This is a genomic window from Ktedonobacter racemifer DSM 44963 (assembly GCF_000178855.1).
Taxonomy (GTDB): Bacteria; Chloroflexota; Ktedonobacteria; order Ktedonobacterales; family Ktedonobacteraceae; genus Ktedonobacter; species Ktedonobacter racemifer.
On the sequence record NZ_ADVG01000002.1, the window covers coordinates 2,239,674 to 2,262,867 of the forward strand.

A 23,194-nucleotide genomic window follows, 5' to 3' on the forward strand; every position below is an offset into this window, starting at 1 on the left:
GGGCGGTACAACTGTGAGACGCACTACAACGATGATTTTCGCTCTGGCAGTAAACCACCACTTTCACTGCCACATGCACCACGCTCCGTTGCTTCCTCATAGCCTCGCTCTCAATCCATTTCAATTTACTGCCACGCGACTGGCTGGCATTTACTTAAGAGTATACACTGGACGCAGCCCATAACGAAGGTCAATACTGGCCAGTGACAGTTGTTGCTCCCTGGCCATATCCAAAATGGCCTTCAATGTCAAAAGCCGATTCTCCAACGAGTTGGTGTCGTCCGCACCTCCTAGATAAGCCTTCCAACCATCCTGGCTCTCTACTACATACGAGCCTTTACTACGTCCCTGCGTTCCCCGCCCATCCATAGTATTAGCATACATTGTACCATCGTAACGTAATTGAAAAGCATTGATACCAGTTATCTTTGGTAAACGCTCAAACACGTCTTTTGCAAATTGAATCTCATTTGCATCCACCCGCATACCCACCTGTATTCCCTCACCCCCCGCCACCTTGCCCGACTTCACGTTTCCCTGAGCAATGACTGTTAGTGGCGCCGTGACAGTTGGGAGCGCATCGCTGCCGGGTGTGTTGATGGCCCGGGCCATCAACACACCGTCACTGTCGATGCTATAGGTCTCCCGACCCGTCCGCCATAGCAAGAGCGGAGTACGCTCTTGCACCGTGACGGTCAACTGGTTCGGCCATTGCTTACTAACTTGCGCTGAATGTACAAGAGGCAAGTTCTCGACCTGTGCCTCAAAGGCCGGGATATTCAGCAGAAAGATATTCTGCCCCTGTACCCCTTGCCTCTGAATGGCCTGAACCAGTGCGGCATTATGCGTTCCTACGACCTGCACCTGTTCAACACGAAACGCGCTACTCGTGAATGTGAAGCTTAACGCTATGATAAGGACAATAAGACCCGCAATAAGACTGACTAATCTCCAGAGAAAACCGCGCCGGACACTACGGCGCCCGCTTCGTACGGGCACCGACCTGGATAGAGGGTCCGAGACGCGCCTTTGCATACTCTTCATGCGCCCACCTGTAGCCCAGGACCCCGTCTTGGCAAAGGTCCGGGGAGCAACCCGCTGTTGTACGCTCGACAACTGAGGCTGCTTTGTTCTCGTCCTTCTCAGCCGCTCCTGCCTCCTTGCAAAGGCATTCCATGCCGCCGAAGGATCTGCCTCCGGTATTGTGACAACGCGCTGCAACACAACCGGCCTCTCTACAGGCTGTTCCGCGTTGCGTGCGCTTCTACCATCGCGTTCATTCCTACCATAACTCCCTTCCATCCGTTTGACGGCTGCTCGCTTATAGATGTGTGTAGCCGTCTGCTCTGGTAGTTGTCGTTTGTGTGTCATGATGTTGAAACCTTCCACTCACCACGCAGTTCGACCTCCATTTCCAGGTCGACGCCGAACTGCTCTAGCACGCGCTTATGAGCTTCTCGTATGAGCGCCGCTACATCCTCTGCCTTCGCTCCACCAAGGTTGACAATAAAGTTGGCGTGGCGCTCTGATAGTTGCGCCTTGCCTATCGTGAAGCCTTTCAAGCCAGCCGCCTCAATCAGACGACCCGAGTGGTCTCCTTCTGGGTTCTTGAAGACCGAGCCCGCGCTCTGCTGAGGGGGCTGCGTCTGCTTGCGGTGCTGCTTGTAGCTGTTGATCGTTTCACGCAGGGCCGCCGGGTCCGCACGGTGCAGACGCACACCCAGCCGCATGATGATCTCAGCAGGCTCAATAAAGCGCCGGTCGGCCGCCAGGGGCTGACCCTGCTCGTCGAACTGCACCCGGCGCTGAGCGCGGAAACGACTATGACGATAACGCAGGTCCAACTCCGCATGTTGGTAGCGCTCGATAGTGGCTGTAACAGGATGCTCCTCGCAGGCACGTGCGTCCAGCACCTCAACCCATTCCAAAACCTCGCCAATATTACCGTGATGCGCGCCCGCGTTACTAATGACGCCACCCCCCAGCGTTCCCGGGATACCCGGACCAAACTCCAGTCCACCCCAGCCCAGGGTCGCCAGTTCATTGAGCAACTTCGGCCAGCTCACGCCAGCCCCCGCGGTCAATAGCGCTGTTCCGTCACTACGCTCTTCAATGCGATAGTTATTTAAAGCGATACGCGCTACAATTCCACGCACTCCAGCATCGGCATACAAAACATTGGTGCCATTTCCCTGACAGAGAAGTGGCCAGCGCCTCTGCGCGCACTCGTTTACCAGGTCGACCAGGTCTTCTTTTGTCTCCAGTGTGATCCAGATATCCGCCGGTCCGCCCACGCCAAAGGTGCAGTGACGCGATAGTAGTTCGTCACGGCGCACACTCGCAAATCGCTCTTGCAACACACTGTAAGCTGTCTCTTTATCGAACGCCATAGGTTTGGATTCCCTTTGTGATTACTTTTTATTTGTGACCTGGTTGGTTGGTCTGTTTTAACATTTCGCTGACGGTGTAGATGTCGCCTGCGCCCATGATGAGCACAATATCGCCAGAGCGCAGATTATTCTGGATAGTCTGTGTTGTCTCCTGTACGCTTCCGCCATAGAGGATTTGTGCCCCTTCCTGGCTAAAGCGTGGACGTTTGGCGATCTCAGAGACCAGTTGTCGCGTATGCACCAGGCCAGTATCCACCTCGCGCGCGGGGAATATGTCGCTGATGATAGCGATATCCGCGGCGTCAAAAGCCTGGAGAAACTGCTCAAAGAAGGTCTTTGTGCGGCTATACATATGCGGCTGATAGACGGCGATCAGGCGACGGCCTGGATAGCGCTTGCGTGCAGCCTCAAGGGTCAGGGCGATGGCCGTTGGATGGTGCGCGTAGTCATCCACCAGAATAACGTCGTCGCATGTGCGCTCACCCACGACCAGCGCGCCCTGGTGGCGAATTTCAAAACGCCTTCTCGCTCCCGTAAAGCCCTCTAGCGTACGTGCAATTGACTCCAGCGGTGCACCAACTGTGTAGGCTGCCGCCAGGGCCGCTAGAGCATTCTGCACATAGTGAATGCCGGGCAGTTGGAGTCTGTAGAGGACATCTGGCAACTTCACTCCCGCGGGGGCGTTGCGCAGCCTGACGCGGAAACAGGTCTCTCCCTCTAGTTTGACGTCATATGCCTCGAAGGTCAGGCGGTCACCAATATGCTCAGGGGTATCTCTGCTCAGATCTTGTATACTATAGTTCACGATTGAACCAGCCCAGCCGTCGAGATGGGCGCAGAGATCTCGGCATCCCGGGCTATCAATGTTGACGATGATAGTTGGTGGAAGCGGCCAGTTACTCGCAATATCCATGCCACGCACGAAATGCTCGAACGCGTACAGGAATTCTTCGTAGTTGTGGAAGAATTCGGGGTGCTCGAACTCAATCGCGTTCACCACCGCCAGGCGGGGATGATAGTGCCAGAAATTGTGATTGAACTCATCGGCCTCGTTGACAAAATACTCGCTCTGTCCCAGGCGATAATTTGCGCCAAAGCGCGGCACAACCGCACCAATCTCGCAGGTGGGGTCCATACCGGCATCGACCAGCATCAGCGAGAGCATGGAGGTCGTAGAGCTCTTACCATGCACGCCGCACACCGAGAGCAGGCACTTTCCCTCAGTGAGTGTCCCCAGCAACTCTTGCCAGGTTTTCACCGGGATGCCCCTGCGTTGCGCTTCTAGCAGTTCAGGATTCTGTGGATCGAGTGCGGGCACTGCCGGGCTGATGATCAAGGCATCAGCGTCCTGGAGATGTTCCGCGCTATGGCCAATCTGAATTGGTATCCCTACCTGCGTCAGTGCACGTGTGTTTGCCGATTCCTGCCGGTCGCAACCGGTCACAATCTCACCCTGGTTATGCGCGATCTGCGCCACCGATGAGATACCATGACCGCCTATGCCCATGAAATGTAAGTGCGATTTCTTCAAATGTTTACCACCTCGCGCTTTGCTATTTTTCCACTCTTGGCGGTCGCCATCTCTACGATGGTTTCCGCGATGGCTTGCGTGGCCTCTGGGCGACCCAGAGCGCTGATATTTTTCGTCATTGTCTCTACATAGGTCGGCGTCGTTAGCGCATGCACCACGCGCTCGCTTAACTGTTCTGGCGTGAGTGCATCGTTGGCGATTACCTCCGCCGCCTGCAAGCGACCAAACATGGCCGCGTTGGCCTCCTGGGGCGAGGCTCCAATAGCCGGCGGCAACGGCACCAGGATACCTGGCTTCCCTAGCAAAGCCAACTCGCTCAAGGTCGATGCGCCGGAGCGGCAAACGACCATTTGCGCGGCCTGCATAGCCAGCGGCATCTCTTCCGACATATAGGCGACGAGCTTATAGCGCCGTTTTGTCTCCTCGTCAGCCTGGCCCAGAATACTCTTAGAGAGGTCGCGCGTCTCATCATAGAGCTTCTTGCCGCTAATTTGCAAGACCTGGCAATGCTGGAGCAGCGTCGGCAGAGCTTTGCAGACGACCTGATTGAGATGCCTGGCGCCCTGACTTCCGCCAGTTACTAACAGCAGGGGGAGATTCGGCTGCATACCGAGTTGCTCGCGTGCCTGCTCTGGCGTCACTGCGCGAATGTCGAGCATCTCCTGGCGCGGCGGATTCCCCAGTTGCAACGTCTTCTCAGCAGGAAAATACTGCACAGAATCGGCGAAGGCCACCGAGATGCGCGAGGCCAGGGGCGCAATCAGCTTATTCGAGAGATTGGGCGGCACATCTTGCTGATGCATCAAGAGCGGGACGCCATTGATTTTCGCCGCCAGGCCTGTGGGTACGGCCACATAGCCACCGCTGGTAAAGGCCGCCTGAGGATGAAACTCGCGCACAATAGAGATGGCCTGAACCATTCCCAGGGGGACGCGCGCCACCCCTTTGACCGTCTTCCAGGAAATAAAGCGCTGGAGTTTGCCAGCCTTCACCGTAGCAAGCTTGAGACCAGCCGCCGGAACGACTTCCGTCTCCAGGCCGTCATCGCTCCCTAGAAAGAGAATTTCCGCGTCATATCTATCTCGTAAATGCGTCGCCACCGCCAGGGCAGGATAAATATGCCCCCCAGTGCCTCCGCCTGATACTAAAATTCGCATGATGCCCTTTCCTGGAGATGTCTACGTTCCCGGCACGGCCAGGCGTGCAGAACAGCTCCTAGACTTTTCGTTTAAAGGTCCTTGTGATTGTTTGCCGCGAGAGCGCGGGATCTTCTGGCTGACGAATGTAGCGTGAAATGTTGAGCAAGATACCCACCGCCGCCAGCGAGATCACCAGCGAGGTACCGCCAAAGCTGATAAACGGCAATGGGACGCCGGTATATGGGATAAAGGCCGAGGTAGCGCCAATATTGACCGCCGCCTGCAAGATCAGCCAGGTTGTGATCCCCGTTGCCAGCAAGGCGCCATACATATCCTGTGTACGACGCGCCAGGCGGAAACCTCGAAAGGCCAGGCAGAGAAACAGGATAATGATCAAGGCCGCTCCCACAAAGCCCAGTTCCTCACCGACAATGGCAAAGATAGAATCGATATGCGGGAAGGGTAGATACCCCGTCTTCTGGCGGCTCTCGCCCAACCCCAGGCCCAGGAAGCCTCCCGACCCAAGAGCCAGCAGCGATTGGTAGAGTTGCAGGTTAATACTGGTCACATTCTGAAACGGGTTGAGAAAGCCCAGCAAGCGATATAAGCGATATCCCTTAAAAGCCTGGGTCATAAAGATCAGAATGCCACCCACCATCGCTAGCAAGAACTGAATAATATTCGCGCCAGCTGTAAAGAACATAACCGTCGCCAGTCCAGCAATAACGATAGCGGTTCCCATATCGTTTTCCAGCAAGACCAGGCCTAGAATTAAGCCTACCAGAATCACAAAGGGAGTCAGACCATAGAGAAATGAACTGACCTGGTTGCCTTTACGTGCCAACCAATCTGCAATATACAGCGCCAGGGCTAGTTTTGTCAGCTCGCTTGGCTGAAAAGAGAAAGAATTACCAATGCGAAACCAGCGTGAGGCTCCATAGGCATTGGTGCCAAAGAATAATACCAGCACCAGTAGTGGTAGCGCGACTGCCAGGGCAATTAAGGAGAAACGACGCCAGTAGCGATAATCGATGCGCGCCGTGACCAGCATCGCAATGACGCCAAAGAAACCTGAGATCGCCTGGCGTTGAAAGTAAGCGGAAGGGTCATTATAATCGTGCGTTGAGATAAACGAGCTTGCGCTATAGACCATAATCAGGCCAATACATACCAGTCCGAGTACGACCACCAGCAGCACCGAATCGACCTTACCAGGAGTACGTGAGAGGCTCATCTCAAGCTCACGCAGCTTTTGCTGTTCTTCCTTGCTCATGACCTGCACTGGCTCAAAGTTAGGCTCTTGCACCCGCTGCCGTCCGCGCTGGCGCTCTACCTGTAAGCGCTCGGCGATATTCTCGGCAAAGGACGGCCCATTCTTACGCCAGCTCCTGGCGCCTCCACCACGGGATACAGGCTCACGCGCAGGCGCCGCCTCAGCTCCACGCTTGAGTGGGGGGAGCTTACGGCGCACAGGGATCTGAGGTGCAACTTTCCCCTCGACGGCATAGCTGACCTTTTTATTACGTTCCTGGCGCTTCTTTGGCTCTGTTGGCCCCGCGACAAGCTCTTGCCAGAAGCTCTTTTTCACAGGCGCAGGTGGCTTTCTCTGTTGCCGCTCGGCGGATTGCAGCGCAGGCGAGCGTACAGTGAGCGGAGAGTGCTTTGCTTTATGCTCCTGGCCTCTGCCGCTCTTCGCCGACCGTGCCGCCGCATAACGTCCCTGCTTATATGTATCCCGTTCCATAAGCTGCTCGTCTTTCTCTAGCGAGATCCTAGATAAATTGCTACCCTTATCAGATTGCTTTCTTCAGTTCCTCCGCTGCTTGTTTCCTCTTCTCTGTATTTCTTATTTGATTTGCTATACCTCCACACCAGTTCGCCACCAAAACCCTTGACATAGAACGTATTTTCTAGTATCCTATTTCAGGAGGAAGATTCTTCTCCCGCTTGCGAGTCGGATACTTGCGCATCCGCAGAAGGGAATGCGCCTTTCTGCGCTTTCTTGCCATCCTCCTGCATCAATTGCAGGGCGCGCTCAAGATCTTGTGCGCTCATATCCAGGTGTATTTGCTGTAAGTCGAGTTCTTCGTTCCCCCTGGTCTGTAACAGTTCACTCCAGGGATCGCTCGAAAGCACGGGAACCTCAAAGGGTTCTTTGCCCGGCTCTCCATCTGTGCCCTCGCCCCTCTTCCCCAATAATTCCTGCCATGTTGCACTCAGCTCGCCACCTGGCTCCTGTTGCCCCTCATACAGTGGTTCATCCTTGTGCTCCTGCATAGTTCTCCTCTCTCGCCATCACACAATACTGCTGATCGTTTTCCAATGCTTCCTACTTTACTGGTCGGTCAGAGGGCACATGATAGTGCCACATGACTTGTTCCGCGATTTTGTTCCATAATGGGGCCGCGGCGGTTCCACCGTAGATGGTGCTACGGGGATGATCCAACGTTACCAGGATAGCGTAACGCGGATTTGACGCTGGTAAGAAGCCCGCGATAGAGGCCTCCGTCAGATCATCTGAGACCCCCTGAGTCGTTGCCGTACCACTCTTGGCCGCGATGCTATAGCCCGGCACCACAACCTGCTTATTATAGTCAGCCGCCGAGGTAAGCATCTGGATCAATTGCTGTGCGGCCTTCTGACTAATGACCCGGCGTAGCACCTGGGGCGACGTTTTGGTCACCTTGCCGTTATTATCAACCTGCTGTACCAGATAGGGGCGCATCATCGTTCCCTGATTGGCGATAGAGGCATAGGCCAGCACGACCTGTAGGGGAGTCGCGGTAATGCTCTGACCAAAGGCCTGGCGCGTCAGGTCGCTCGGCGTCCAACCCTGCGAGGTAGGGGTACGATACCCACCAGAGGCCTCGATCCCACCTACATTTGTGCGTTGCCCAAAGCCAAAGCGCTCAAGGTAGGGATAATACCGCTTGGCCGTCAGAAAATCGTGCGCGACTTTGGCGGCGCCTACATTGGCCGAGTAATCCAGGATCTGTGTCATACTCTCGGTACCATGAGCCTGGTACTCCCAATTGGCGACCGCAACAGCATCCGGAAACGAGATGACCCCCGGATCATTAATGGTCGTATTCGGCGTCACCACGCCCTGGTCAAGAGCCGCCGCCAGGGTGATGCCCTTCATGGTCGAGCCAGGCTCATATGTGCACATGAGCACCGGGTTAAAGTACACACTCAAGGAATCCAGGCAGCCCCGCTTATCATAGTATTTGCTATAGACGTTGGGATCAAAGGATGGAGCACCTGCCATAGCGACGATGGCACCCGTGCGCACATCTATGACTGTCGCGGTTCCCCCCAGGGCCTCCGTCTGCTGTACCCGCTCCTCAAGCGCCTGCTGTGCAAGATACTGAATAGTACTGTCAATAGACAGGGTAACATTCGCGCCATCGATTACTGGTTGTGTAGAGCTGGAACCTACTGTGAGCGGATTACCATTGAGATCGGTCTCCGCGGTAAAGCTTCCGGCTGTCCCTGCCAGCAACTTATTGTAGGAACCCTCGATACCATAGAGTCCACCTTTATCTGGTTGAACATATCCCAGGATCTGGGCAGCCAGGGTACCACTGGGATACACGCGTATCGTTCGAGGCTCCAGGAAGGTATATGGGATGCGTGATGCACGCAACTGCTGGCTCTGCTCAGGCGAGATCAACGATGCGATACGCACAGTGGCACGGCCTGACGAGAAGAATTTTGTTAACTGCTCCGCTGTCAGGTCAGGCAGGGCTTTATGTAATTTCGTGACGATACTTTGTAGCTCCACCTGCGCCTTTTCAGCGTCAGTGTAATCGCTGGTAAACTGGATCGGCTCTACATAGACATCATCGCGCACAACGTTGGTGGCGAGCACAACTCCCAGGCTATCATAGATCACGCCTCGCGGCGCATCGACTACCTGGTTCTGGATGTGCTCATCATTGGCCCATTTTGCCAGTTGCGGACCGCGTATAACCTGCCAGTAATAGAGCCGACCTAACAGCGCAAACATCAGGACGCAGATCAGCAGGAAGATGATCATCTGCCGACTGCGCGCACGCTGTAGCTCTGGACTCATAATACTACTCCTCCTGACAGGATCTTTGCCTGCTATTCTTCTCGTCACAATTCGGAGAGTGTAAAGGGACACCCCTTATACCCCAGGGCTCGCGCCCATCTGGCAAGATTTTTCTGCTGCTCTACTTCTCTTCATACGCATCTCAGCGGAAAAAGCGGAAACGAGTTCGGGCATTGTGCTATAAGCCATCGGTACAAACCCGTTTCTCAGGGCTGGGCTGGGACTGTTTCCAGGCCACGCACAGTAATAACCTGGATGGTGCCTGGGTCAGCAGGTTGCAGACCACGCTTGCGCGCCTCGCTATCAATATAGGCTGGAGAACGCTCGTGAGCTAATTGCTCTAAGAGGTCCTGGTTCTGGCGCGTGAGCTGGCTTTGCGTTGTGCGAATCTCCTGCAACTGGTTGTTTGTCTCTACAGCCTGGCCTAACTGGCTCAGGTAGAGTACCGACATCAAGCTGATCAATAGAACACTGGTAATACACAGCGCGACCGGTCCCATACGAAAGAGAAAGGGGCGCAATTGTCTGCGAAGCCTCACCACGTCCACTTGCGACGCAGCCTCTTCCGCCTTCACGGCTCTCACTCTCTGGTTCGACATACGCCTTCTCCCTTTCCTGTATTGAGCACAAGCACGGTCTCCCGCCATGAGGAGGCGACTCGTCACCTCGTGAACTTACGCATCACGCCTTTAGTAGGACTTCAGCGGCCCGTACACGCGCACTGCGCGCGCGAGGGTTAGCTGCTACTTCTTGCTCGCCTGGTACGATTGGCTTATTCGTCAAGATACGCAGGCTGGCCTTGTGTCCACAGATACACATTGGTATGCGCGGGGGACAGAGGCAATCCCTCGCCTCGCGCCGTAAAAATTCTTTGACGATGCGATCTTCCAACGAATGGAAGGCGATAATGACCATTCTTCCCTGTTTGCCACCAGCCTGTAGCAAGGAGAGCATCTGGGGCAAAGCCGTCTCCAGGCTCTCTAGCTCCTGGTTGACCGCGATCCGCAAAGCCTGGAACACGCGTGTCGCCGGGTGAATCGCCCCGTATTTATAAGGCACGCCCGCGGCGGCGATCTCGGCCAGCTGGCTCGTACGGGTTATGGCTCGCTTCTGGCGCTCGCGTCCTATGCGACGCGCGATCTGGCGCGAGCGTCGCTCCTCGCCATACCGCCAGAAGATATCGGCCAGCTCTTCCTCGCCTGTGTTATTGACAAGATCCGCCGCCGTCAGCGAGAGATCCTGGCTCAGGCGCATATCCAGCGGTCCATCCGCGCTGAAGGAGAAGCCTCGCTGCGGATCATCCATCTGATCCGAGGAGAATCCCAGGTCCAGCAAGATGCCATCAACGCTGGTAAACTGTGCCTCTTGCGCCAGGCGCTCCATGTCAGAAAAGTTGCCGTGGCTTAAAATCAAACGGCCCTCGGCAACCTCCTTGCTCAGCCTTGCTTGCACCCGTGCCTGGGCCTTACTATCTGTATCAATACCAAGCACCTTGCCATCTGGAGCCGAACGCTCCAGCAGCACGCTTGTATGTCCACCACCTCCCAATGTCCCATCAATATAGTGTCCTCCCGGTTGGGGTCGCAGATACTCCATTACCTCTTCCAACATCACGGACACATGTCGTGTTTGCTCGTTCTCCATGCCACACACATCATTCTTTTAACTTTTGGCTCTTTTTTCTTCTTTTTCTGCCGCCTGCGGCGACAAGAAGAAAAAGAATGTGGGGACACCCCAAACCCCGCCAGGGGCGCTGCCCCTGGACCCCGTTCTCCAAAAACTACTGCATAGGGGCTAGCTGTCAAAAGGGAATACCACTTCCTTCGGCGTCGAGGCGCTCTTGATAGGCCTGCCAGGTACCACGGTTCCAGATCTCGATATGGTCGCGTACCCCAACGACAGTGACCTCGGTCTCCAGCCTGGCATAGGCGCGCAATTTCGCGGGAAGCACGATACGCCCCTGCCCATCCAGTTCTACTTCGCTCGCGCTGGGATAGATACGGCGCTCAAAATCGCGCAATTCCTCGCTTGATTTCCCCGCCGTCAGTTCATTTGACTTCTCTTCCCAGCGAGCCATAGTGTAGATAGAGAGACAGGCGCCCATCCCTTTGCCAATAACGGCCCCACGGTCCAACTGCACGCGAAAGCGCGCCGGAACCGCCATACGGCCTTTACTGTCAATAGTATGCTCATACTCGCCTAAAAACATGCTCGCACCGCTTGATTGCTTACTTTGACGACTATTCTGCCAGGCGTTTACCCGGAAGTCTATTCCCCCACTTAAACACCATCCTACTCCATTACACGAATTACTTCCCCACTTTGACCCACTTTTCCCCACTACATTGTAGCACTTCGGGGCCTTGTCGGAAAAGAGTCTTCTCGATCAAATTTCGGCGTTAGTAGGAAGAACTTGTGGAAAAACAGATTTGACACACACGCAACACGCGGCCTACAATCAAGGATAACTATCTGTACTTTCACACACTGTAATCAGCTTTTCGCTCTTGAGGTTTAGAAAACGTATGCAACAGCAATCGCCAGAGCATTCATACCAGACCAACCAGCCCACGCCTGTTCGCCAGGTGGCGCCCGGCATCTGGAAGTTTGTTCTCCCCATCCCTTTTCCACTGCGCACAGTGAATGTTTATGCCCTGGTTGGTCCCGATGGCTGGGTTCTGGTCGATACGGCTCTGGGAACCCCAGACGCACGCTCAGCCTTTCACGCGGCACTCGCAGAGGCGGGGCTGCATCTCGATCAACTCCAGGCTATTGTCCTTACACATCACCATCCCGATCATGTAGGTCTCTCGGGCGAGCTACAAGTCCGTACGGGTGTACCTGTTTATATGCATCCTATCGATGAAGCCGCCGTGCAAATTATCTGGACCAATACCATGGGGAAGCGCTTTGAGCGCGTCTCAAACTTCTTTGCCCAGCATGGCCTGCCAGAGACAGATCTCTGGTTTAATCGGATGGAGACACCAGAGAGACAACGTATTATTGATGTTCCCCCTCACGAAGCCTTTACGCTCGTTGAAGATGGCACCTCTCTGACCCTGGCTGGAGAGAGCTATCGCGTGATCTGGGTGCCTGGCCATTCGGATGGCCAGATCTGCCTCTGGCGTGAAAGTGATGGCATTTTCCTCTCCGCCGATCATGTACTTCCTCGCATTACACCCAATATCGGCCTCTATTCCACGCGCGATCGTCCTAATCCCCTGGGAGATTTTCTGGCCTCGCTACACAAAGTAGCGTCTCTGCCTGCCAGCCTGGTTCTACCAGGACACGGCGAACCTTTCACAAACCTTGCACAACGCATTGCAGAAATTGTTGAGCACCATGACATGCGCCTGCAAACCATTCTCACCCTACTTGCTACGCGGCCGCAGCATGCGGCCGCGCTTACGGCCCAATTGTTTCAGGATCGCTTAAAAAGTGATGAGGCCCGGCGTATGGCGGTGGCTGAGGTTCTCGCCCACTTGGAATATCTGCGGTACAAAAATCAAGTCATACAACAACTAGCAAACGACGGTACTATTCGATACTCAGTGGTATAGCGTACTGTAAAAAATCGTCTCTAAAATGAAGTGCAGGCAATCGGCTTTTCAAGCCAGTTTTCGCGGCTTCGCATTGGCCTCGTACAGCCTGCGAAGCCCTTTTACTATATATGTTCAATTCTTTACCCATAGTGACACGCTTGTATTTCTTAAATTCACATGTTATACTGCCTATCGGCAGTGAGGTTGTGATGCCGCTTCAGAAGCTTCACAATCTTGTGCGCGTGATTGCGTCAGTGTATAAAGGTTGTTTGAAACTCAATTGGCAAGCGGCACGTGTTGATAGTTGCAAGGAGGATTTAGTACCTATGGCCAAAGAAAAAACTGCTACAGCGCAAACAATCGGTCGTCAAGAGCTTTCGCGGCGGATCGCCAAGCAAGCTAAACTCTCTCAGAAACAGGCTTCTGAAGTACTCGAGGCAACACTCGATTCAATCCGCGAGGCGCTTCAGAATGGTGACGAAGTACGCCTGGTTGGTTTCGGCTCTTTCAAGGTACGTACCAGTGCCGAGCGCAAGGGCGTCAACCCACGCGATGGTAAGGAAATTGTTGTTCCTGCCAAAGAGCGCGTACGCTTCTCCCCCGGTAAAGAACTCTCTGAGGCTGTCGAAAAGAAATAGTCAATCAAATCGGTCTTGATGTACTCTCACTGCCAATTTCGTAGTTCCTGATCAAGGATTGAGGGCTTCCGAGTAGCTAACGGCCATGCTCTCCCCTCACTCAAATACTTGTCAGGAGCTACGAAACGCCTACTTTCGCAATCCCAAAAAGCACTATGTAAGTCACCAGGCGTCCGACCTGTGATCATAGTATAGAGCCGACTCTATACTATGATCACAGGTCGGACGCCTTTCTGCATGCTCCAGTTTTGTAGACACAGTCATACTATTGATTGAGAAGTGATAGGTAACTCAACCAGAGCTATAAACGGTTCAATGCTACCAGGTGGAAGCAGACGATGATTACTCAGGCCATTCAGAATGTAACCCTTACGCTGATGCGGGGCAATATTGTTGATATCTCGGCTGACGTGATAGTCAACGCCGCCAATTCCGCGCTGGCTGGTGGCGGGGGAGTAGATGGTGCCATTCATCGCGCGGCTGGTCCCAGTGTCATGCAGGAGTGCCGCAAGTTCGAGCGCTGCCCAACGGGAAGCGCAGTCGTTACCAGTGCAGGCCAGCTCAAAGCAATATATATTTTTCATGCCGTTGGTCCCATCTATGGACACCATGCCGACGCCGCGCAACTGCTCGCCAGCGCCTATGACACCTGCCTCGACCTCGCTGAGAAGCATCGGGTACAAAGTATCGCCTTCCCCTCTCTCTCAGTACTGGCGCCTACGGCTATCCCCTGGACGAGGCTGCTCCCATCGCTCTGCAAACCGTTATTGAGCATCTCACTCAGGAACCCACCAATCTGCGCCAGGTGACCTTTGTGCTCTTCGATGAGCGCACATTTCAAGCCTATGCACACGCCCTTGAGCGCCTCCTGCCCTCCTCATAGAATATACCAATTACGGCTTCTCTCAAACGCTCTTTTTGCACGCCTTACCCAAAGGCAAGCTTACGAGCCAAGGGGGGAAATTTGCAACTTCGCCAGTGTTGGTTTATGATACGAGCTATACGCCCTTGCGACGCAATCAAAGCCATGTTGAGCCAGAAACAAGCCAGTTTCTCCATACTCACCATTCGAGAAGAGCGATCCCTTGTCGAGAGACGCCAGATACTACTGTAATGATTGTAGGGAGCATTTGATGCAATATTCTCTGAAGAGCGATAAAGAGATCGCCGCGATGCGCCAGGCAGGCCTGGTGGTCTGGCAGGCGCATCAAGCCGCCGCGCCACTAATGAAGCCTGGTATTCCTACCGCTGAAATTGATGCCGCCATCGAGCAGTGTATCCTTGAGCACCAGGCCACTGCCCTCTTTAAGGGTGTGCCGGGCAAGGTTCCCTTTCCCGCCTCCAGCTGCATCTCTGTCAATGAACAGATTGTGCATGGCATTCCAGGGGCGCGCCGTCTGCAAGAGGGGGATGTCGTCAGCGTCGATATTGGCGCCAAGCTCAATGGCTGGTGCGGAGATGCCGCGACGACTTATGCCATAGGTGCGGTCGATCCACGTGCCCAGCGTCTACTAGAGGTTACCGAGGGCGCCCTGCACCTGGCGATTGAGCAGTTGACGAAGTGCCGTACCTGGAGCCAGGTAGCGCGCAAGATGCAGGAGTATATAGAGCACGCAGGCTTCACCGTCATCGAGGGCCTGGTCGGCCATGGCATCGGCCAGGAAATGTGGGAACCGCCTCAGGTACCAAACTACTATACGCGCCAGTTCCAGATCAAGCACGACTTCGTGCTCCAGCCAGGCCTGGTCATCGCGATTGAACCTATGGTCTCCTATGTCAGCAATACCTTCCGCCAGCTTCCCGATCACTGGACACTGGTTACCAATGATGGCTCACCTAGCGCCCACTTCGAGCATACTATCGCGCTCACAAAAAAGGGTCCCCAGGTGCTCACCGCTGGCCCCAATGGCAAGGCCTGGGGCGTCTTCTAATGATTATTCACCTCGATACATATATACTTATCGTAGATACAACCCCTTTGAGGGTTACGCTTATTTCACCAGGATGGAGGTTCTCTCATGTCATACGCTAGCAGGCGCCAGGCATTTATGGACAAAATGCAGGGTGGAGTCGCTATCTTTCATAGCGCGCCCGAATTTCTCCGTAGCGGCGGACACAATATCGAGATCAGCTACCGCCAGGATAGTGATTTCTACTACCTCACGGGCTTTACCGAGCCTGAAACGATCTGTGTGCTCGTGCCAGAGCATCCTGAGCACCATTTCATTCTCTTTGTTCGCCCACGCGATCCACAGATGGAGGTCTGGACGGGGAAGCGCGCAGGAGTAGAAGGCGCACAGGAAACCTATGGCGCAGATGCGGCCTACACCCTCGACCAGCTCGCCGAGAAATTGCCTGAGTATCTGAAGGGCTGCCAGACACTCTACTACAACAGCGGCACAGAGCATGCCTTCGATGAGCAGATGATCGCGTTTATCAATCGCTTCCGTCGGGCGATGAGTGGTGGCCCACGCCAGGTCGTCGATCCAGGTTCCATTCTCAACGAGATGCGCGTCGTCAAAGATGCCGAGGAACTAGAAGTTATGCGCAAAGCCGCCCAGGTCAGTGGCGCGGCCTATCGTGATGTCCTCAAGGCTCTCAAACCCGGCATGTATGAGTATGAGATCCAGGCCGTCCTCGACTATGGCTATCTCAAGCAGGGTGCAGCCCGTCATGGGTACTCCCCTATTGTCGGCTCTGGTCCTAACGCAACAATCCTGCATTACGACCAGAACAACCGGCATATGCAGGATGGGGAGCTGCTCCTGATCGATTCGGCAGCTGAATACCAGTATTACAGTGCCGATATTACGCGTACCTATCCCATCAATGGACGCTTCACGCCTGAGCAGCGCGCCATTTATGAGATCGTGCTAGAGGCCGAGGAGGCCTGTATCGCCGCCACCAAACCGGGAGCGGACCTGGCCGACATTCATAACACGGCGATAGAGATCCTGACCTCCGGGCTGGTCGCGCTTGGCATACTCAAGGGAGATGTGCAGCAGAATATCGAGGAGAAAACCTATCGCCAGTTCTACATGCATGGAACCTGCCACTGGCTGGGTCTGGACGTGCATGATCGCGGTCCCTATCGTGTGACCGAGAAGGGGCGCCAAGCCGAGCTGGCTCCAGGCATGGTCTTTACGATTGAGCCAGGCATTTACATCGCCGAAGACGCGGAGAACGTCGACCCGCGCTATCGCGGCATCGGCGTACGCATTGAGGATAATGTCGTCGTCACCCAGGATGGCTGCGAGGTCACCACGGGGAGCGCGCCCAAGAGCATTGAGGAAATCGAAGTCCTCATGGGCGGGCGCTAATCCGATATGCCCAAAGAGAGGCTGGGGGGTCGAGGATTTGTCCTCGACCCCCCAGCCTCTCTTTGGGCATATCGGCCTATACTACGAGCGGCGCATCTCTTTCTTCAGTTCGCGCACAAAGCCTACGACGCCCTGCGACCAGGTCATCTTTTGTGTGCGCTTGATATAATGCTCATGCACAGCTTCCAGTATGCGCAGGTTCCGTATCTCTTCCAGCAATTGGATATCATAGAGTGCACGCTGCTGGGGATCGCTCAAAATACTATACGCTTCATTGAGCACCTTGATACGCGCATCGGAGATGCCCTTATTGATATCGGGATGATGTTGCCGCACCAATCTGCGATAGACTTTTTTAATCTGTTCCGGTGTGGCATCACGCGGAAGGCCCAGAATGGCGTAATAGTTTTGCAGTGGCATAGCTTACTGTGCCTCGATCCAAACTCAAATTAATGAAAGCGCATCAATGTATGTTGCTATCGTAGCATAGTTGAGTCATAATTACCAGGCATACAGCCTAATGCCCGGTACTCCCGAAGCCGCCGCGCGTCTCTCCCATCTCAGCGACTTCGTTCCAGGCGACCTGGGCCACTGGTACAAAGATGCCCTGGGCGATCCTTTCGCCACGCTCTACTGTGACTGCCTCATCCCGAAAATTATAGACCGAGATCAGCAGTTCATCGCCCTCGCCAGAGTAATCCTGATCGATAACACCCACGCCATTGGGCATGAGCAATCCCTTGCGTTTGGCGGTGCTGCTACGCATCGTGAGCATCAGCATATACCCAGGAGGGGTCTGCACTATAACATTTCCTGGCACGCGCCCCAGTTCACGCGGACCAATGGTCACCGTCTCCCGACAAACCAGGTCAAAGCCGACCGATCCTGCCGTGGCGTAGCCAGGTAGGGGCAAAGTAGTATCTACACGCTTGATAGCGACTGCCATCAATTCATTAGTGGTTATATTCATAGCCAGTATTCTAGAGAATAGCTCTTTGCTCGTCAAGAGAGTATTCGCGCCTGCGGCGCTCAGGGGGAAGATGTATCTGGTAGTGGGCTGGCTCTGCCAGCCCACTACCAGATACATCTTACTTGAAAGCGAGTGCACACCAGGGCAGCATCGGAAGTTCTCTGCTTTTGGCAAATAACATCTTTTCAATTGGTAAGAGGTAGAGGTGTGAGACGCATGCTGAAAGTGACGTATTGTTAGATATACACAAACGCACATTGATGTCTATGGAAGGGATTGTCCCGGGCGCCTGCGGTGTCTCGATGTTAGCAGTCTCACCGTTATATATAACATCATCGTCGATACGTTGACTCGCATGTGCCATAGCTGCAAGCGCAGCCCAGAGTTGGATACATCATAAGCTGGCTCATCCAGTTTCAAAGCAGAAGGGATACTCACTTTGCAAACGCTCCTTCCCCCGCTTCTACTCTTGCTGCAACAGTTCGGGTATCCCGCTCTGTGGTTTTTTATCTTTCTGGCAGCGGCAGGTCTTCCACTCCCCGTTGGCTTAGTCGTCACGTCGGCTGGCGCCTTCGCGGCCCTGGGACGCTTCAACGTTTTCGCTCTCATCTTCATTGTTATCAGCGCCGCTACCTGTGGTGATGCTGTGAGCTATTGGCTGGGTCGGCGAGGCGGAGTCTACCTCTCAGGCTGGATCAAACGCCATCCACGCAATCGCATTCTTCCGCAACAGACCTTTGAGCGTTCGCATCGATATTTCCAGCGCCACGGCGGGTGGGCAATCTTTATTACCCGCTTCCTGCTCTCTGGACTGGGTGGCTCGGTCAACCTGCTTGCCGGGCTAGAGCTTTATCCCTACGCACGTTTCTTCTGGCCCGACCTGCTCGGCAATATCATCAGCGCACTCATAGCGATCCCTCTGGGCTTTTTTTTCGGCTCTAACTGGCAACACGTGGCGGATCTACTAAGCACCTTTTCCCTGCTCGTTACCGTGCTTCTCTGCGTCACGCTGGGCATCTATATCGCCTTTAGATTATTACGTCACTATGATCTCCTGCCAGCTTTCTCCCTTATCCGTCGCGAACAAGCACAAGCCCTTCTCACGCTAGAAGCAGGTGGGCCAGATGGCGGCGGATTGGCACCTTCTGTATGTGTCAAACGTATACATAAAAAAGACAAATTTTATACGAGTTTGTACATTTTTGCCAGCCTTTGGCGAAAAAATGAGTCAGAAGGACTAGAATGAAAGGGGGCCATAGGTTATAATTGGATTAGGAATAATTTCCGACCTGGCTTTGTTGCTATCTAGTAGATAGGGTACACATCATTGAATTCCTCCCACTCGGCGCACGGACTCCTTTGTCCGATGAAGGCTCGCTTTCCTGAGTGTAGGACCAGACCGATGAAATATATCTTGCTGCTTAGGATATACCATTTTTTCATGGAGGGCGCACAATGATAGACGTAAAGCGTGCCATGACGGGAAATACGCTTGGTAATACAACTCGTAAGAAACCTGATTCGGATAAGCAGCCGTACGGCATGATAGTCGAGCAGTTGCTTGCAAAGAATCTCCCATATACAACAGTGGAAGTTGGCAGAGAGGACACACACGACGAGACAGAGTTAGATGATGATCAGCTCGAGCTGGATCATGACCTCTCCGACACCGCTTCTCTCGAATTAGAAGACGAACCGACCCTCACAGAGGATCTTCACGACACTGAACGTGACGAAGAAGATCATCATGAGGAGGTCGATGATTCGCTTCTCACTCTTCCTCCTATGACACCAGCAGCCTCTCAGCCCGCTGTACGCCGTGGTGCAACTCCACGTCGCCGCCGCTCTGAGGATCAGGAAGAGAATGCGGCTAATGGCGCAGACGCAGGCGAGTCCGATGCCGTCATGACATATCTGCGTGAAATTGGTCGCGTCCCTATGATTACGCACGAGCGTGAGATTGAGCTGGCTCAGCGTATCGAGAGCGGCGACCGCGATGCCATGAAGCAGTTTATCCTGGCCAACCTGCGCCTCGTGGTGAGCATTGCTAAACGCTATGTTGGTCGTGGCCTCACCCTGCTAGACCTGATTCAGGAAGGCAACATTGGTCTGATTCGTGCAGTACAGCGCTACGATTGGCGCCGTGGACACCGCTTCTCCACTCATGCAACATGGTGGATTCGCCAGGCCATCAGCCGCGCCGTTGCCGATAAAGGGCGCACGATTCGCCTCCCGGTTTATGTCAATACCGCGCTTAACCGCATTCGCCGCGAACGCCAGCGCCTGCTTCAGGAACTGGGTCGTGAGCCAAGTGAGCAAGAGTTGGCCGAGGCTACCGGGCTGGATCCGGTACGCATGATTGAGCTGCAAGCCGCTCCCGGCGCGCCAGTCTCTCTTGAGCTTCCCGTGGGCGAAGATGACGATCAGGAGCTAGGCGATGTCCTTCCAGATACAGAATCAGCCTCTCCCGAGGATTTAGCCACCACCCAGACCCTGAAGGACGAGGTGCAGCGCGTGCTCGAATCCGTGCTAACCCCCCGCGAACAGCTGGTACTCCAACTCCGTTTTGGCCTGGGCAATGGGCAGGCACATCCTCTTGAGCAGGTCGGCCGCGAGTTGGGTATTACCCGCGAGCGCGTACGCCAGATTGAGGCGGGAGCACTTGCTAAACTTCGCCAGCCACCTGTCCTGGAGCGCTTACGCGGTTAGTACCGCCGCTTTAGCAAAGTGATACAAATACAAGAAAATCCCCACAAGAGGGGAGGGTGAGTCTTACCTGGCCTCTCCTCCTGTGGGGACTTCCTGTGTTTTCTACACATCCATACGCATTTTTACCGCTCTTGCCGAGAACACATGCCTTTTCTGCCTCTAATTACTGAGTTCACACCAAAGGTTAAAAGATAGCCATATCTAACAATATACAGATTCAGGTCTTTTGCATATAATACATGCAGGTTCCTGGTGTACCCTCCATACATTCCTTCTACCAAAACCAAGCTTCATTGTTCAATCCAGAGGTAACTAACACCAGGGACCTGCTTTTTCTCTTCTCTTGCCTGATTACGCCTGAGCGTCTGTGACTCTTCTACGCCCCATATCACGCTCCACCTGGAGAATATCCTTGACCTTTTCCAGGCGCTTAAAGAGACGTGGCATGATTTCCAGGTCATTAATCTCCAGGGTTGCTGTAATCACGATACGCTCACGATTGTTGGCGTTCGTGCCAATTGAGAGCAAGTTCAGACCATACTCGGAGATAATCGTCGCTATATCCCTAATAAGCCCGGCACGGTCGCGCGCAAAAATGATAATGGGAACGTGATAGCGAGGCTGGCTCATCCCATGCCAGGTCACCGTAATAAAGCGCTCACCGCTCCGCTCATGCAAACGCATGACATTTGGGCAATCCGAGCGATGCACAATGACGCCCTTGCCCCGACTGATAAAACCAACGATCTCGTCCCCAGGCAGAGGGCAACAGCAGTTAGCGAGTCGCGTCAGCAGGCCATCCACGCCCGCGACTTGTAGGTTCACCGCTGGCTGACGGCTGGTAGTCGGCAGCGCCAGTTCGCCTGTTTCACCGCGCTCGTCCCGGCTCTCTTTCCCCTCGCGTTGCTGGAAGTACTCATGCGCCTTGACCGCGACCCCATGCGGCCGCATATCGTCAGCGCCAATCGCCGAGAGGATATCCTCGAACGTGTCCATATGGAGCTCTTGACAGAGCCAGTTCTCCACTTCTTCAGTAATGGCCTCCATGCCTCTCAGGCCAGCAATGGACTTGAGAACCCGGTCCAGGCGTTCACGGCCAATCTGAATGTTGATGTCGCGTTCGTGGATCTTGAGGTAGCGGCGAATCTTGTTGCGTGCAGCCGCCGTTCGCGCGATGTTCAGCCAGTCGCGCGTGGGGTGCGCGGACCGGTTGGTCACGATGTCGACGATCTCGCCACTTTTGAGTTCATAATCAAGCGGAACCATGCGTGTGACCAGGCGATCTCCGTCGTGTCCTTCAACGTGAGAGATAACCCTTGCGCCCGCGCAGCTATCGCCAATCTTGGTGTGAATTCGGTAGGCAAAGTCCAGCGGGGTCGAGCCAACTGGCAGATCCTTGACCTCGCCCCTAGGCGTGAATATAAAAATCTGTTCTTCGAACAGGTCATCTTTGACCGCCTCGACAAACTCGGAATCGGTGGCGTTGGCGGCTTTGATCTCGTGCTGCCACTCCGCCAGCTGGTGAATCCAGGTCAAGAGTTCCTTAGCAGTTGAGGAGGCATTATCACCAATGTCTTTATAGTGCCAGTGCATGGCAACACCATACTCGGCCATCTCATGCATGGCATGGGTACGGATCTGGATCTCCACCAGTTGATCATCCAGGCAGAAGACGGTGGTATGCAGGGCGCGATAGCCGTTGGGCTTGGGATTGGCGATAAAGTCTTTGATACGCCCCTCTTTGGGCTTCCACAGGCTGTGTACATGGCCCAGGGCGATATAACACTCATTGTCGGTGTCGACCAGGATACGAAAGGCGATCAGGTCATGAATCTGCGTGACATCGGCGGCTGCCTTTAACATTTCAAAGTCGCCCCCGGCCTCGCCTGTGCTACGCTCAAGTTTGTGATAGAAACTGTAGTAGCGCTTCACCCGTCCTGAGACCACTGCGTTGACGCCAATGGACGCCATTTCCTGACGCAGCATCTCGCAGACGCTCTCTACATAGGAGCGCCACTGCTTGCGCTCGGACTCAACGATTCCCTTCACCCACTGAAACTTATCAGGCTCCAGAATCTGGAAGGCCAGGTCTTCTAGCTCGCCCTCCACACGCGACATCCCCAGGCGGCCTGCCAGCGGCGCGTAAATCTCGCGCGTCTCCTCGGCTGTCGCCAGCATCTCCTGCCGATCACCTTGATACTCTGGGCGGCACATATGGCGCATCACAAAGAGCCTGTATGCTAGCTTTAGCGAGACGACGCGGGGATCTTCCGCCATGGCAACAAACATCTTGCGGACCGTTTCAGCCTGCTGGCGGCGCATGGCTTCGCGGACGCGCGGCTTCTTCCCATCACCTGAGGCACTGCTGCTACCTTCGTCGCGCTCGTCATAACTTTTTTTTGCGGCTGAGGTCTGGAGGTTCTGCGCGCTGAGAGCTGCGCTCGCTGCCGTCACGCTCTGTTTCTTGCGCTCGAGGATGTTGAAACGCTCCATGCTGCCAACCACGCGGGCCGTTGTGCTGCCCACTCTGTCCTCAACCTCTTCCAGAGTCACAAGATCTGCATCAATAGCCTCAAAGACCAGGCCAGCGGCTACGCCAGCGGCATCCATATGCATGTTAGCAAGAATGGAGGCCACACCCAAAGCATACTCTAGCGGAGGCACCAGGCGCTCGCCAGCCACTACATCACTACAGACCTCTAGCACCAGTTGGAGCGCTTTCTCTACCATATCTACCTCGTCAGCAGACATGTAGGAGCGTATCTGCTGGCGCAGATCTGCTACTGGTGAGGTCAAGTTCTCTTGAGGTGATACGTGTTTCTCTATGTGAATCATTGCCTTCTATCGTTTTACCAGACTACTACCATTCACCCCTTAGAA

At 54.5% G+C, this 23,194-nt stretch carries 19 protein-coding genes and 1 pseudogene; 7 read left to right on the forward strand and 13 right to left on the reverse strand.

The window, feature by feature from the left end; translation table 11 throughout:
* Window positions 1–150 precede the first annotated feature (150 nt).
* The 10 genes from KRAC_RS25990 to mraZ all read right to left on the reverse strand — a co-directional run bounded on the left by KRAC_RS25990 (window position 151) and on the right by mraZ (window position 11,344).
* Complete coding sequence (locus tag KRAC_RS25990) at window positions 151–1,371, reverse strand: cell division protein FtsQ/DivIB (RefSeq protein WP_007912351.1); 1,221 nt, start codon at window positions 1,369–1,371, stop codon at window positions 151–153.
* Window positions 1,368–2,390, reverse strand: a complete 1,023-nt coding sequence (gene murB / locus KRAC_RS25995; RefSeq protein WP_007912352.1) for a UDP-N-acetylmuramate dehydrogenase — start codon at window positions 2,388–2,390, stop codon at window positions 1,368–1,370. The genes KRAC_RS25990 and murB overlap by 4 nt, the downstream gene beginning before the upstream one ends.
* Window positions 2,391–2,418: 28 nt before the next feature.
* Window positions 2,419–3,921 (reverse strand): UDP-N-acetylmuramate--L-alanine ligase, encoded by a 1,503-nt coding sequence (gene murC, locus KRAC_RS26000; RefSeq protein ID WP_007912353.1) that lies wholly within the window; start codon window positions 3,919–3,921, stop codon window positions 2,419–2,421.
* Window positions 3,918–5,078, reverse strand: a complete 1,161-nt coding sequence (gene murG, locus KRAC_RS26005; RefSeq protein WP_007912354.1) for an undecaprenyldiphospho-muramoylpentapeptide beta-N-acetylglucosaminyltransferase — start codon at window positions 5,076–5,078, stop codon at window positions 3,918–3,920. The genes murC and murG overlap by 4 nt, the downstream gene beginning before the upstream one ends.
* A 58-nt stretch (window positions 5,079–5,136) precedes the next feature.
* On the reverse strand, window positions 5,137–6,804 hold the full coding sequence (ftsW, locus tag KRAC_RS26010; protein ID WP_007912355.1) for a putative lipid II flippase FtsW: 1,668 nt from the start codon (window positions 6,802–6,804) through the stop codon (window positions 5,137–5,139).
* Window positions 6,805–6,983: 179 nt separating this feature from the next.
* A complete protein-coding gene (locus KRAC_RS26015) occupies window positions 6,984–7,337 on the reverse strand; it encodes a hypothetical protein (RefSeq protein ID WP_007912356.1) in 354 nt (117 codons plus the stop codon).
* A 52-nt stretch (window positions 7,338–7,389) separates the two neighbouring features.
* Window positions 7,390–9,135, reverse strand: a complete 1,746-nt coding sequence (locus KRAC_RS26020) for a peptidoglycan D,D-transpeptidase FtsI family protein (protein WP_007912357.1) — start codon at window positions 9,133–9,135, stop codon at window positions 7,390–7,392.
* A 206-nt stretch (window positions 9,136–9,341) separates the two neighbouring features.
* On the reverse strand, window positions 9,342–9,734 hold the full coding sequence (locus tag KRAC_RS26025; protein ID WP_007912360.1) for a hypothetical protein: 393 nt from the start codon (window positions 9,732–9,734) through the stop codon (window positions 9,342–9,344).
* An 82-nt stretch (window positions 9,735–9,816) separates the two neighbouring features.
* A complete protein-coding gene (gene rsmH, locus KRAC_RS26030; protein ID WP_007912362.1) occupies window positions 9,817–10,779 on the reverse strand; it encodes a 16S rRNA (cytosine(1402)-N(4))-methyltransferase RsmH in 963 nt (320 codons plus the stop codon).
* Window positions 10,780–10,936: 157 nt separating this feature from the next.
* Window positions 10,937–11,344 carry a division/cell wall cluster transcriptional repressor MraZ gene (mraZ, locus tag KRAC_RS26035; protein WP_007912364.1) on the reverse strand — a complete coding sequence of 136 codons (408 nt, stop codon included), beginning with the start codon at window positions 11,342–11,344 and terminating at the stop codon, window positions 10,937–10,939.
* 316 nt (window positions 11,345–11,660) lie between these two features.
* Here mraZ and KRAC_RS26040 point away from each other — a divergent pair, with 316 nt between their 5' ends.
* From KRAC_RS26040 to KRAC_RS26060, 5 genes and pseudogenes are all read left to right on the forward strand, one after another.
* Window positions 11,661–12,695: an MBL fold metallo-hydrolase gene (locus KRAC_RS26040; protein ID WP_007912366.1), complete on the forward strand. Its 1,035-nt coding sequence runs from the start codon at window positions 11,661–11,663 to the stop codon at window positions 12,693–12,695.
* 191 nt (window positions 12,696–12,886) lie between these two features.
* On the forward strand, window positions 12,887–13,315 hold the full coding sequence (locus KRAC_RS70270) for an HU family DNA-binding protein (protein ID WP_007912367.1): 429 nt from the start codon (window positions 12,887–12,889) through the stop codon (window positions 13,313–13,315).
* Window positions 13,316–13,653: 338 nt separating this feature from the next.
* Window positions 13,654–14,198, forward strand: a pseudogene (locus tag KRAC_RS26050) (O-acetyl-ADP-ribose deacetylase).
* Window positions 14,199–14,448: 250 nt separating this feature from the next.
* Window positions 14,449–15,246, forward strand: coding sequence for a type I methionyl aminopeptidase (gene map, locus KRAC_RS26055; RefSeq protein ID WP_007912372.1), 798 nt, complete (start codon window positions 14,449–14,451; stop codon window positions 15,244–15,246).
* 87 nt (window positions 15,247–15,333) lie between these two features.
* A complete protein-coding gene (locus KRAC_RS26060) occupies window positions 15,334–16,635 on the forward strand; it encodes an aminopeptidase P N-terminal domain-containing protein (protein WP_007912376.1) in 1,302 nt (433 codons plus the stop codon).
* Window positions 16,636–16,716: 81 nt separating this feature from the next.
* Here KRAC_RS26060 and KRAC_RS26065 read toward each other — a convergent pair whose 3' ends face one another.
* Window positions 16,717–17,055, reverse strand: a complete 339-nt coding sequence (locus KRAC_RS26065) for a J domain-containing protein (protein WP_007912378.1) — start codon at window positions 17,053–17,055, stop codon at window positions 16,717–16,719.
* Window positions 17,056–17,152: 97 nt separating this feature from the next.
* Window positions 17,153–17,605, reverse strand: a complete 453-nt coding sequence (gene dut / locus KRAC_RS26070) for a dUTP diphosphatase (RefSeq protein WP_040444171.1) — start codon at window positions 17,603–17,605, stop codon at window positions 17,153–17,155.
* Window positions 17,606–18,044: 439 nt separating this feature from the next.
* Between dut and KRAC_RS26075 the strand changes: the two genes are divergently transcribed.
* Together KRAC_RS26075 and KRAC_RS26080 are read left to right on the forward strand one after the other, a co-directional pair.
* Entirely contained in the window at window positions 18,045–18,851 is an 807-nt protein-coding gene (locus KRAC_RS26075; RefSeq protein ID WP_007912387.1) for a DedA family protein, read from the forward strand.
* A 209-nt stretch (window positions 18,852–19,060) separates the two neighbouring features.
* Window positions 19,061–20,314, forward strand: a complete 1,254-nt coding sequence (locus KRAC_RS26080) for a sigma-70 family RNA polymerase sigma factor (RefSeq protein WP_007912389.1) — start codon at window positions 19,061–19,063, stop codon at window positions 20,312–20,314.
* 351 nt (window positions 20,315–20,665) lie between these two features.
* Here the strand turns inward: KRAC_RS26080 and KRAC_RS26085 are convergent, their stop codons facing one another.
* A complete protein-coding gene (locus KRAC_RS26085) occupies window positions 20,666–23,149 on the reverse strand; it encodes a RelA/SpoT family protein (RefSeq protein WP_052568586.1) in 2,484 nt (827 codons plus the stop codon).
* Between the last annotated feature and the right edge of the window lie 45 nt (window positions 23,150–23,194).

What these genes read in the sequence shown, in the direction of transcription:
- KRAC_RS25990 (WP_007912351.1), bottom strand. Translation starts at nt 1,371, where the DNA reads ATGACACACAAACGACAACTACCAGAGCAGACGGCTACACACATCTAT.
- murB (WP_007912352.1), bottom strand. Translation starts at nt 2,390, where the DNA reads ATGGCGTTCGATAAAGAGACAGCTTACAGTGTGTTGCAAGAGCGATTT.
- murG (WP_007912354.1), bottom strand. Translation starts at nt 5,078, where the DNA reads ATGCGAATTTTAGTATCAGGCGGAGGCACTGGGGGGCATATTTATCCT.
- ftsW (WP_007912355.1), bottom strand. Translation starts at nt 6,804, where the DNA reads ATGGAACGGGATACATATAAGCAGGGACGTTATGCGGCGGCACGGTCG.
- KRAC_RS26015 (WP_007912356.1), bottom strand. Translation starts at nt 7,337, where the DNA reads ATGCAGGAGCACAAGGATGAACCACTGTATGAGGGGCAACAGGAGCCA.
- KRAC_RS26020 (WP_007912357.1), bottom strand. Translation starts at nt 9,135, where the DNA reads ATGAGTCCAGAGCTACAGCGTGCGCGCAGTCGGCAGATGATCATCTTC.
- KRAC_RS26025 (WP_007912360.1), bottom strand. Translation starts at nt 9,734, where the DNA reads ATGTCGAACCAGAGAGTGAGAGCCGTGAAGGCGGAAGAGGCTGCGTCG.
- rsmH (WP_007912362.1), bottom strand. Translation starts at nt 10,779, where the DNA reads ATGGAGAACGAGCAAACACGACATGTGTCCGTGATGTTGGAAGAGGTA.
- mraZ (WP_007912364.1), bottom strand. Translation starts at nt 11,344, where the DNA reads ATGTTTTTAGGCGAGTATGAGCATACTATTGACAGTAAAGGCCGTATG.
- KRAC_RS26040 (WP_007912366.1), top strand. Translation starts at nt 11,661, where the DNA reads ATGCAACAGCAATCGCCAGAGCATTCATACCAGACCAACCAGCCCACG.
- KRAC_RS70270 (WP_007912367.1), top strand. Translation starts at nt 12,887, where the DNA reads ATGCCGCTTCAGAAGCTTCACAATCTTGTGCGCGTGATTGCGTCAGTG.
- map (WP_007912372.1), top strand. Translation starts at nt 14,449, where the DNA reads ATGCAATATTCTCTGAAGAGCGATAAAGAGATCGCCGCGATGCGCCAG.
- KRAC_RS26060 (WP_007912376.1), top strand. Translation starts at nt 15,334, where the DNA reads ATGTCATACGCTAGCAGGCGCCAGGCATTTATGGACAAAATGCAGGGT.
- KRAC_RS26065 (WP_007912378.1), bottom strand. Translation starts at nt 17,055, where the DNA reads ATGCCACTGCAAAACTATTACGCCATTCTGGGCCTTCCGCGTGATGCC.
- dut (WP_040444171.1), bottom strand. Translation starts at nt 17,605, where the DNA reads ATGAATATAACCACTAATGAATTGATGGCAGTCGCTATCAAGCGTGTA.
- KRAC_RS26080 (WP_007912389.1), top strand. Translation starts at nt 19,061, where the DNA reads ATGATAGACGTAAAGCGTGCCATGACGGGAAATACGCTTGGTAATACA.
- KRAC_RS26085 (WP_052568586.1), bottom strand. Translation starts at nt 23,149, where the DNA reads ATGATTCACATAGAGAAACACGTATCACCTCAAGAGAACTTGACCTCA.